This is a genomic window from Nocardia tenerifensis NBRC 101015 (assembly GCF_000308715.1).
In the GTDB taxonomy this organism is placed as follows: domain Bacteria; phylum Actinomycetota; class Actinomycetes; order Mycobacteriales; family Mycobacteriaceae; genus Nocardia; species Nocardia tenerifensis.
The window spans coordinates 1-9,052 of the sequence record NZ_BAGH01000054.1 but is presented as its reverse complement, the minus strand read 5'-3'; the positions used below and the strand labels follow the sequence as shown (position 1 = coordinate 9,052).

The 9,052-nt window shown below is 69.0% G+C and carries 8 protein-coding genes; 3 read left to right on the top strand and 5 right to left on the bottom strand.

The features are described 5' to 3' along the window. Positions 1-150: 150 nt before the first annotated feature. On the bottom strand, positions 151-1,155 hold the full coding sequence (locus tag ON39_RS04570; protein WP_040731319.1) for an alpha/beta hydrolase: 1,005 nt from the start codon (positions 1,153-1,155) through the stop codon (positions 151-153). 235 nt (positions 1,156-1,390) lie between these two features. Between ON39_RS04570 and ON39_RS04565 the strand changes: the two genes are divergently transcribed. Next, entirely contained in the window at positions 1,391-2,581 is a 1,191-nt protein-coding gene (locus tag ON39_RS04565; protein WP_040731317.1) for a lycopene cyclase family protein, read from the top strand. On the opposite strand, the gene ON39_RS04560 is transcribed toward ON39_RS04565, so the two are convergent. Genes ON39_RS04560 through ON39_RS04550 form a run of 3 tightly spaced genes read right to left on the bottom strand, consistent with a single transcriptional unit; the run spans position 2,551 to position 5,221 of the window. Further along, the gene (locus ON39_RS04560; RefSeq protein ID WP_040731314.1) at positions 2,551-3,420 is read right to left on the bottom strand and encodes an ABC transporter permease; all 870 of its coding nucleotides are present in this window, start codon (positions 3,418-3,420) and stop codon (positions 2,551-2,553) included. The two genes, ON39_RS04565 and ON39_RS04560, sit on opposite strands and share 31 nt — an antisense overlap. Continuing rightward, on the bottom strand, positions 3,417-4,241 hold the full coding sequence (locus tag ON39_RS04555) for an ABC transporter permease (RefSeq protein ID WP_040731313.1): 825 nt from the start codon (positions 4,239-4,241) through the stop codon (positions 3,417-3,419). Before ON39_RS04555 ends, ON39_RS04560 begins: the two co-directional genes overlap by 4 nt. Then, a complete protein-coding gene (locus ON39_RS04550) occupies positions 4,238-5,221 on the bottom strand; it encodes a daunorubicin/doxorubicin resistance ABC transporter ATP-binding protein DrrA (protein WP_051186301.1) in 984 nt (327 codons plus the stop codon). Before ON39_RS04550 ends, ON39_RS04555 begins: the two co-directional genes overlap by 4 nt. 366 nt (positions 5,222-5,587) lie before the next feature. Here ON39_RS04550 and ON39_RS04545 point away from each other — a divergent pair, with 366 nt between their 5' ends. Beyond that, on the top strand, positions 5,588-7,114 hold the full coding sequence (locus ON39_RS04545; RefSeq protein WP_083894243.1) for an aldehyde dehydrogenase family protein: 1,527 nt from the start codon (positions 5,588-5,590) through the stop codon (positions 7,112-7,114). 55 nt (positions 7,115-7,169) lie between these two features. Here the strand turns inward: ON39_RS04545 and ON39_RS04540 are convergent, their stop codons facing one another. Further along, positions 7,170-8,384: a TetR/AcrR family transcriptional regulator gene (locus ON39_RS04540; RefSeq protein WP_040731311.1), complete on the bottom strand. Its 1,215-nt coding sequence runs from the start codon at positions 8,382-8,384 to the stop codon at positions 7,170-7,172. Between the two features lie 130 nt (positions 8,385-8,514). Here ON39_RS04540 and ON39_RS04535 point away from each other — a divergent pair. Then, positions 8,515-9,052: enoyl-CoA hydratase-related protein (locus tag ON39_RS04535; RefSeq protein ID WP_051186300.1), on the top strand; the 538-nt coding region annotated here is incomplete at its 3' end.

Below are 9,052 nucleotides of genomic sequence, written 5' to 3'. Positions count from 1 at the left end.
TCCGCCGACGGACGGCAGGCGAAGTCGTTGGCGCCCGCGAAGGCGGGTATCGGCGGCGCGGCCACCGCGGCGGGGGCGTGCAGTACGGCCGCCGCGGCGGCGGCGAGCATCAGGCCGGCGATCCGCGCGGCCTGTTTTCCAATCCACATCTCAAATTCCCAACGGAGCGGACAGCGCGGGCCACGAATTCTTCAACGCGTCTTCCCAATAGCCCCAGGAATGGGTGCCGTCCGGGTGAATGTCGTAAGTCGCCGGAATACCCAGCGAGTTCAAACGGGTCTGCATATTGCGGGAGCAGTAATTGGTGGCCGCCTCGATGGCGCCGCCCTTGATCAGCTGGGCCGCCATGCCGTCGACACCCGGCAGTGAGTATTTGCCGTTCAATTCGTCGTACTTGCCGGGCAGGCCGCCGCCGCTGGAGATGTAGATGGACTTGCCGCGCAGCCCCTCCGCCTGAACGTACGGGTCGTTGGCCGCCCAGCGCGGATCGTTCGCCGCGCCGTACATGTTGGACATGTCCGCCCAGCCCCAGGTCTCCACGGTGAGCCGGACGAACTCCTGGCCGACCGGGTCGCTGATCTGCGCGCAGCCGCTGTAGGCCGCGACGCTCGAGTACAGGTCGCCGGTGGTCGCCGCGAGCGCGAGGGTGGTCGTGCCCGCCATCGAGAATCCGGCGACGGCATTGCGGCCGCTCGTCGCGAAATATTTATCGATCAGCGGCGGCAATTCGCGGGTGAGAAAGGTCTTCCATTTCTGCCTGCCGAGGCGCGGGTCGTCGTTCACCCAGTCGGCGTAGTAGCTGAACATGCCGCCGATCGGCGAGACCACGTGCACGTTCTTGGTCGAAAGGAACTGCATCGCATCGGTTTCCGTCGCCCAGGTGACGCCGTCCTCGCCGCCGCCCGCGCCCTGCAACAGGTAGAGCACCGGGCGCGGCACGCTGGTGTCGGCCGCGCGCTGGGTCTCCACCTGGATATCGCGATCCATGGCGGCGGAGTGAATTGTCAACGTGAGCTTTCGCGCGTCGTGTTCCTGCACCGCGACAATGGCCGACTCCGCCGGCGCCCCGTGCGCTTGGGCAGGCAGAATTGCTATAACAGCCGCACCAATTGTGACCGCGAGCACACCGAGTCGGCCACGGTAGCTGCCTCTCATGATTCCCCTTCTCCCGAACGCGGAAACCACCCGCGTCCGGTGCCGAGACTACGGGGAGAAACGGCTGCTTTTCATCACTGAAGTTGCAGGGCCACCAATTCTGGGGGCACTATTTCTTGGCATTGTCGGCGTGCTAGTTGTCACTTTGTGCACGGCAATATGGAGACCCGATTTCCGGGGGCTCGGTTCAGCCGGATAGTTGCGTCGGGCCGACCGCAGCGGATTGAATGCCCCCATGGGTGTCAGCGCGGTCCGGGATGTCGACGTATGCGTGGTCGGGCTCGGCCCGACCGGCCGGGCGCTGGCGCATCGTGCGATGCGGGCCGGGCTCCGCGTGACCGCGATCGATCCGCGACCGGACCGGCTCTGGCCGCCCACCTACTCCTGCTGGGTGGACGAGCTGCCCGGCTGGCTGCCGTCGAGCGCGATCGCGAGCACCATTCCGCGGCCGACCGTGTGGGCCAAGTCCGAGCACCGCATCGATCGCCCGTACTGCGTGCTGTCGAAGACCGGCCTGCGCGAGGCTCTTCCGCTGGACGACGCCACCGTGCGCGCGGGCCGGGCCACCGAGGTCGGCGCGCACACGGTCGAACTGGCCGACGGCGCCACGATCACCGCGGCGACGGTGTTCGACACCCGCGGCCTGCCGACCCTGGGCCGGCGCAGGGCCGCGAGCGCGCACGGCATCTTCGTCGCCGCCGAGACGGCCGCGCCCATGGTCGAGGAGGGCGAGGGGCTGCTGCTGGACTGGCGCCCGGAGAACGGCGCGGGCCCCGGCGAGCCGCCGTCGTTCCTCTACTCCGTGCCGCTCGGCGACGGCACCGTCATCTTCGAGGAGACCAGCCTCGGCCTGCGCGGCGGCATGCCCCAGCGTGAACTGCGCAGACGGACGCTGAATCGCCTTGCCGCGCACGGCATCCGGCTGACCGGCGACGAGCCGACCGAGGCCGCGCACTATCCGCTCGATCAACCGCCGCCGAGAAAGGGCGAGGCCAGGGCGGTTCCGTTCGGGTCACGCGGCGGCATGATGCACCCCTGCACCGGCTACAGCGTCGCCGACTCGCTCGCGCTGGTGGACACCGCGATCACCGCCGTGCAGCAGGGCCGCGATCCCGTCGCCGAGCTGTGGCCGCTCCGCGCGCGCCTGGTGTATTGGATGCGGATGCGCGGGCTGTGGGGCCTGGGCCGGTTGACCACCGATCAGTCGATCGCCATGTTCGACGCCTTCTTCACCGCGTCCCCGCGCGGACAGCGCGCCCTGCTGTCCGCGCACGACGACTACACCGCCCTCGGCGCGGTCCTGTTCAACACCGTCGCGCACACCTGGCCGTTCCGCTGGCGCTTCGATCTGGTCGGCTGGACCCACCGCAATCGCTGGCTCGACTACGACTTCGATCAGGCGCCGGTCTCCGCGGCCCGGCGGTAGCCGCGCACCGCGGGGTAGGCGAACACGACGATCAGGCCGAGCGTCCACAGCGCGGTGTTGATCAGCGGCTCCGCCACCGGCCCGCCGTAGGACAGTCCGCGCATAGCGTCGATCGCACAGCTCATCGGCTGGTTCTTGATCGTCGACTGCAACCACGTCGGGTAGGCGAAGGCCGGGGCGAAACCGGTGTTGAAGAACATGAGCAGGGTGTTGATGATGCCGATGATGTTCACCAGCATCACGCCCTCGGTCACGGTGGCGAGCGCGGTGACCAGCACGGCGAAGGCGACGCCGAACAGGACCGGGATGCCGATCAGCGCGAGGCCGGCGAGCGGGCCTTGGTTGAACCGGAAGCCGAGCAGCAGGCCGACGCCGATGACGAACAGCGTGGTCACGAGCACGCGAACCGCCTCGGCCATGAGGCGTCCGGTCAGCCCCGCCGCGCGGTGGATCGGCATGGTCCAGAACCGGCCGAGCAGGCCGGTCATCTTCTCGCCCTTGAAGCCGAGCGCGCTCACGACCGCGCCCGACATGGCGGCGACGAGCGTGAGCAACGCCATCTGGGCGTAGATGGCCGGTTGGCCGGTGTAGCTGGTGATCGCCTTGCCCAGCACGATCTTGAACATCAGCAGCGTCAGCGCCGGATACACCAGCGTCTGAATCGTCGTCGCGGGGTCGCGCGCCCACACCAGCAGCAACCGCTTGCATTGGATCAGGCTGTGCGTGAGCCAGTTTCCCAGCGAGTTCTCGGGTTTCGCCGCCACCTCGGGCAACGGCGAGTTCGCGGGCATCTTGTCGGTCTCGTCGATCGGAGCCATGGTGGCCTCGGTAGCACTCATGCCCGCCTCACGCTCGCCCAGATCGCCAGCGGGATGAAGACGAGCGCGAGCCCGATCACCCAGACCAGCGGCACCCACAGCACCTGCCAGCTCACCCCGCCCGCGGCCATGTCGCGCAGGGCGAAGGAGAACTGCGAGACCGGCTGATTGCGCACGAAGCCCTGGATCCAGGTGGGGAAGCTGCGCTCCGGGACGAACCCGCAGGAGAGCATGCCGAAGATCAGCGTCGGCAGGGTCAGCGCCTGGCTCAGCGACTCCGGACTTCTGGTCAGGCTGCCGAGCGCGTCGGCCCCCAGTGCGAGCGTGGTGCCGACGGCCAGGGAGAACACGCAGAACCAAGCGGCCTGGCCGAAGCCCGCGACGAAGCGGAACCCGATGAGATAACCGAAGATCAGGGCTGCGGTCAGCGAGGTGACCGAGCGAACGAGGCCGGCCGCGATGCGCGCGGACAGCGGCACCAGCATGCCGATCGGCATGGTCTGCATTCGCGTGCTCAAGCCGGTCAACGCCTCGAACGCGGCCAGCTGCGCGTTCGACATCATCGTGAAGGCCATCGTCTGCAGCACGATGATCGGCATGACGTACTGGGCGTAGTCGACGCCCTGAAACTTCATCACGAAGCGCAGCGGCAGATAGAAGCCGAGGGTGAACACCAGCGGCGTCACCACCGCGACGATCAGCTCACCCTTGGTGGCCATGGTCCAGACGATGCGGCCGGACAGCGCACGCCACTGGGCGAACGAGGACAGCCGGGCCTCGGGTAGATCGGCGAACAGCGCGGCCGCGTCCGCGGCCCGGTCGGGAGCGGTAGCAGTGGTCACGCCGTGCCGCCCGAATGGCCGGTGATGGACAGGAAGACGTCGTCGAGCGAGGGCCTGCGCAGCGCGATGTCGGCCAGCCGAATGCCCGCGAAGTCGAGGCGGCGCAACGCCTCGGTCAGCGTGGCCGCGCCCTCGGGCGCCGGGATGGAGAGCCGGTCGTTGCCGTCGAGGTCGGCGAGCACCGCGGCGGGCACCAGGTCGCCCAGAGCGGCGGCGGCAAGGCTCAGCTGCTTCGGGTCGAGCGGGACCACCTCGCAGTAGCTGCCGCCGGTCTTCTCCTTGAGCTCGTCGGCGGTGCCCTCGGCGATCACCGTGCCCTTGTCGATGACGATGATGTTGTCGCTGAGCACGTCGGCTTCCTCGAGGTACTGCGTGGTGAGCAGGACCGTGATGCCCTGCGCCTTCAGCGCGTTCACCAGATCCCAGACACCTTGGCGGCTGCGCGGATCGAGGCCGGTGGTCGGCTCGTCGAGGAACACCACCTCCGGGCGCACCACCAGTCCGCACGCGATGTCGACCCGGCGGCGCATGCCGCCGGAGTAGTGGCGCACCGCCCGGCGGCCCGCGCTCACCAGATCGAACTCCTCGAGCAGCGTGTCGGCGCGCTTGCGGGCGGCGGACTTGGCCAGGCCCATGAGGCGGCCGAACAGCTCCAGGTTCTCCCGGCCGGACAGGTTCTCGTCGAGCGCGGCGTACTGACCCGTCATCATGATCGACCGTCGCACGCCGGCGGCGTCTTTGAGCACGTCGTGCCCCGCGACGACGGCGGTGCCGGAGTCAGGGCGCAGCAGCGTCGACAGGATCTTCACCATCGTCGTCTTGCCCGCACCGTTCGGGCCGAGGATGCCGAGGACGGAGGCGCGGTCGGCGACGAAGCTGACCCCCTGCAGTGCATGCACATCGCCAAACGACTTCCGAACGTCCGTCACCCGGACCGCTGGCTCACTGGCATGCAGATCTGCTTGGTTCAAGCTCGGCATCAACTCTCCACTATCGGCAATGGGCGACGACTCGGGGCCGCCGGAACGCGCGCGTATACGTCCCCATAGGTGATCCGTAGCGCTTGGCGTGATGTTACCGGCATGCAGGGTTCGTTCCGGGTCGCCCGCGCGGTACCCAACAGGACCTCGAGTTAAATGTGTCCTTACTCACATTCGCCGATCTGGATCCGGCGCGAGGCGAATCGGCGCTGGTGGACCGTGTCAAGGGCAGCGGGGCGGCGACGAAGGAGCCTTGTCGGCCCGTCGCGGCGACCATAGTCTGCTAATCGGGGGAACACTCACTCGTCCGCGGCGGCCGCCTCGCAAGTGGCCCGTACGCCGATTTCGATACTGCGAGAGGTGATCATGGCCGAGTCCGCGCAGCCCCGAGTGGCGGCGCAGCCGGGAGGATCGGGCCGATCGAACGTGCTGACGTCCTATGACCCGCGTACCGGCGAGACCGTCGGCAACTACGCCGTGATGGGCGCGGGCGAGATCAACCGCACCGTGCGCGGCGCCCGCGCCGCCGAAAAGTGGTGGGCCGAGCTGGGTTTCAGCGGCCGGAAGCGCTGGCTGCTCGACTGGAAGCGCGATATCGCCCGGCGCGCAAACGAATTGGTGGAGATCCTGTCCGAGGAGACCGGAAAACCGGAGGCGGACGCGGCGATCGAGGTGATGCTCGCCGTCGAGAACCTGGACTGGGCGGCCCGTAACGCCGCTCGCGCGCTCGGCAGGCAGAAGCTCGGCTCCACCTGGCTGACCCGCAACCAACGCGCCTCGGTCGGCTACCTGCCGCTCGGCGTGATCGGCGTGCTCGGCCCGTGGAACAACCCGGTGTTCACGCCGATGGGCTCGATCGCCTACGCGATGGCCGCGGGCAACACGGTGGTGTTCAAGCCGCACGAGCTGACCACCGGCGCCGGCGTCTGGCTGGCCGACAGCTGGTCCCGGCTGGCGCCGAATCAGCCGGTGCTGCAGGTGGTTACCGGCGACCAGGCGACCGGCGCCGCGCTGTGCCGGGCCAAGGTGGACAAGATCGCCTATGCCGGTTCGGATTCCGGCGCGCGCGAGGTGATCGCGCTGTGCACGCAGACGATGACGCCGGTGGTGGTGGAGCGCAGCGGCAAGGGCAGCATGGTGGTGCACGTCGACGCCAAGCTCGACGACGCCGCGGAGGCCGCGGTGTTCGGCGCGATGGCCAATGCCGGGCAGAACGCCACCGGGATTCAGCGGGCCTACGTCGCCGAGTCGGTGTACGAGCCGTTTCTCGAGCTGGTGGTCGCGCAGGCGGCCAGGCTGCGCCCCGGCGCCGACAAGCGCGCGTCCTACGGGCCGATGATCCTGGAGTCACAGGTCGAGGTGGTGCGCAGGCAGATTCGCGACGCGCTGGCGCGCGGCGGCCGCGCGGTGGTCGGCGGCCTCGACTCGATCCGCGAGCCGTATATCGAACCGGTCGTGCTGGCCGAGGTGCCGGAGGAGAGCGTGGCGATCACCGGCGAGGGCATCGGGCCGGTGCTGGTCGTGAACAAGGTGACCGACATGGCCGACGCCGCGCAGCGCATCAATGCCGTGGGCACCGACGTCGCGGTCTCGGTGTTCACCAGGGACGTGCACGAGATCGAGACCTTCGCCGAGCATCTGCGCGTCGGCGTGGTCACCATCAACTCCTCGACCGCCTACGCGGGCATTCCCGCGCTGCCCTACGGCGGCGTCGGCGAGTACGGGCAGGGCCACAGCCACGGCGACCAGGGTCTGCGCGAGTTCAGCCACACGCTGGCCATCGCCCGCAAGCGCTATCGGGCGCCGGTCAATCTGTCCACCTTCGACCGCCATCCGCGTCATCTTCGGTTGGCCAAGACCATCTTTCGGATACGCCACGGACGTCGCACCTGAAACAGCGTGCGGTGCTGGATGTTCCGCGCACCGAGTCGGTGCGCGGACGGCAGGCCTACGCCTTCGACCCCAGCAGGACCGCCTGCATCAGAGCCGTCACCCGCGCCAATTGCGCTGGGCGGGAATCGAATCGAATCAGCCGGCCGACGTCGATCACCTGACCGATGGCGGCGTGCACCCGGAAGCGGGCCTCGATCGGGTCGCCGTCCAGCAGGTTGGCCCACTCGAGGACGTTCTGCCGCTGGATGGCGCGCAGCCGATGCTGTTCGGCCTGCGGCAGATTGCTGAACTCGGCGTAGTAGACCGGCATGATCTCCGGCATGGCGAAGGTGAGCCGGGCCTGCCGCTCGGCGATCCGGCGCACCGCGTCCTCGCGGCTGGTCGCCTCGGCCAGCGCCTCGGTGATCGCGAGCGCGACCCGGTCACCGGTTCGGTAGAACGCGGCGGCGAGCAGATCGGACTTGCTCGCGAAGTAGCGATACACGCTGGAGGCGTTGATCCCGACGGCCGCGCCGATCTCCTCGATGCTCGCCTCGTGATAACCCTGCCTGCCGAAGATCCGGATCGCCTCGGTGAGCAGCTGTTCGCGCTTCGACGACACCGGCAGCCCGCGCGTGACGGGGCCGGGATCAGGTTCCGGTGGCGCGGGCGGCAATTCGGCGCGCAGGATGGCCCAGGACATATCGTGCAGCAGCGGCAGCAGCTTCGCGCCGGACAGCGCGCTGCGGTGCGCGGAGATGCTGGCGATCGCGCTGAGCACGGCGGCGGCCAGCATCGCGACGTCGGCGGGCGGCGCGTCGGGGCGCAGCAGCGCGATCGGCTCGGCGAGGGTGCCGTTGAGATCGTCGTAGATGCGCCTGATCCGGAGTCGATCCTCGCGTTCCAGGTAGCGCCGCTCCCAGCGGTACAGGCCGGCCTCGCGGCGGATCTCGATGGTGTGCTCGCTGATCGCGCGGATCAGCGCGTCCAGCCGCCGCGCGGGCTCGAGCTGAGCGTCGTCGGCGGCGCGGGCGACGAGGAGCAGGTGTCGCGCGCCCTCCTCGGCCGCCGCGACGAGCAACGCGTACTTGTTGGTGAAGTGCCGATACAGGGCAGGCCCGGAGATGCCGACCTCGGCGGCGATCTCGTCGACGCCGACCGGGTAGTACCCGCGATCGCTGAACGCGCGCGCCGCCGCCCGGATGATCTGCACCTTGCGGTCCTTGGGCCTGCGGCGCACCGGCGCACCCGTCGCCGAAGCGAGGCCGACCTCGCTGCGATCCGCGACCATGCACCTCTCCGTTCTCCGGCGGCGCCGCTGGTTGACAGCGCCCGACACTGGAACCTAAGTTAACCACAATTCGCAAAGTTAACCAGTATTCATGGCAGGGTAGCCGCTGCGTTCCAGCGTAGGAGTAGACATGAGCAATCCCGATTCCGCGACCTCAACGCCTGCGGCGGGCTTCTCGGCGGTGCGCGACGGCAAGGTGCTGCGGGTGACGATCACCAACCCGAAGCGCAAGAACGCCGTCGACTACGACACAATGGTCGCGCTCGGCGACACCTTGGTGAACGCGGCTCAGGACCGCTCGGTGCGGGTGATCGTGCTGACCGGCGAGGGCAACGACTTCTGCACCGGCGCCGACCTGACGGCCACCGTGCGCGAGGCCGAGCGCGGCATCACCCCCGATATGACGATGGACGCGGCGAACCGCCTGGTGCGAGCCATCGTCGACGCGCCGATCCCGGTGATCGTCCGGGTCAAGGGGGCCGCGGCGGGCGTGGGCGTCGCCATCGCGCTGGCCGGCGACCTCGTCTACGCGAGCGAGGACGCCTATCTCCTGCTCGCCTTCATCAATATCGGCCTGATGCCCGACGGTGGCGCGGCCGCCATGATCGCGGCCGCCGCCGGCCGCCCGCTCGCCGCGGAGATGGCCCTGCTCGGTGAACGCCTCCCCG

Bases quoted from the DNA above. Each gene is read 5' to 3' on its own strand.
- ON39_RS04570 (WP_040731319.1), bottom strand. From the start codon at position 1,155: ATGAGAGGCAGCTACCGTGGCCGACTCGGTGTGCTCGCGGTCACAATT.
- ON39_RS04565 (WP_040731317.1), top strand. From the start codon at position 1,391: ATGGGTGTCAGCGCGGTCCGGGATGTCGACGTATGCGTGGTCGGGCTC.
- ON39_RS04560 (WP_040731314.1), bottom strand. From the start codon at position 3,420: ATGAGTGCTACCGAGGCCACCATGGCTCCGATCGACGAGACCGACAAG.
- ON39_RS04550 (WP_051186301.1), bottom strand. From the start codon at position 5,221: ATGCCGAGCTTGAACCAAGCAGATCTGCATGCCAGTGAGCCAGCGGTC.
- ON39_RS04545 (WP_083894243.1), top strand. From the start codon at position 5,588: ATGGCCGAGTCCGCGCAGCCCCGAGTGGCGGCGCAGCCGGGAGGATCG.
- ON39_RS04540 (WP_040731311.1), bottom strand. From the start codon at position 8,384: ATGGTCGCGGATCGCAGCGAGGTCGGCCTCGCTTCGGCGACGGGTGCG.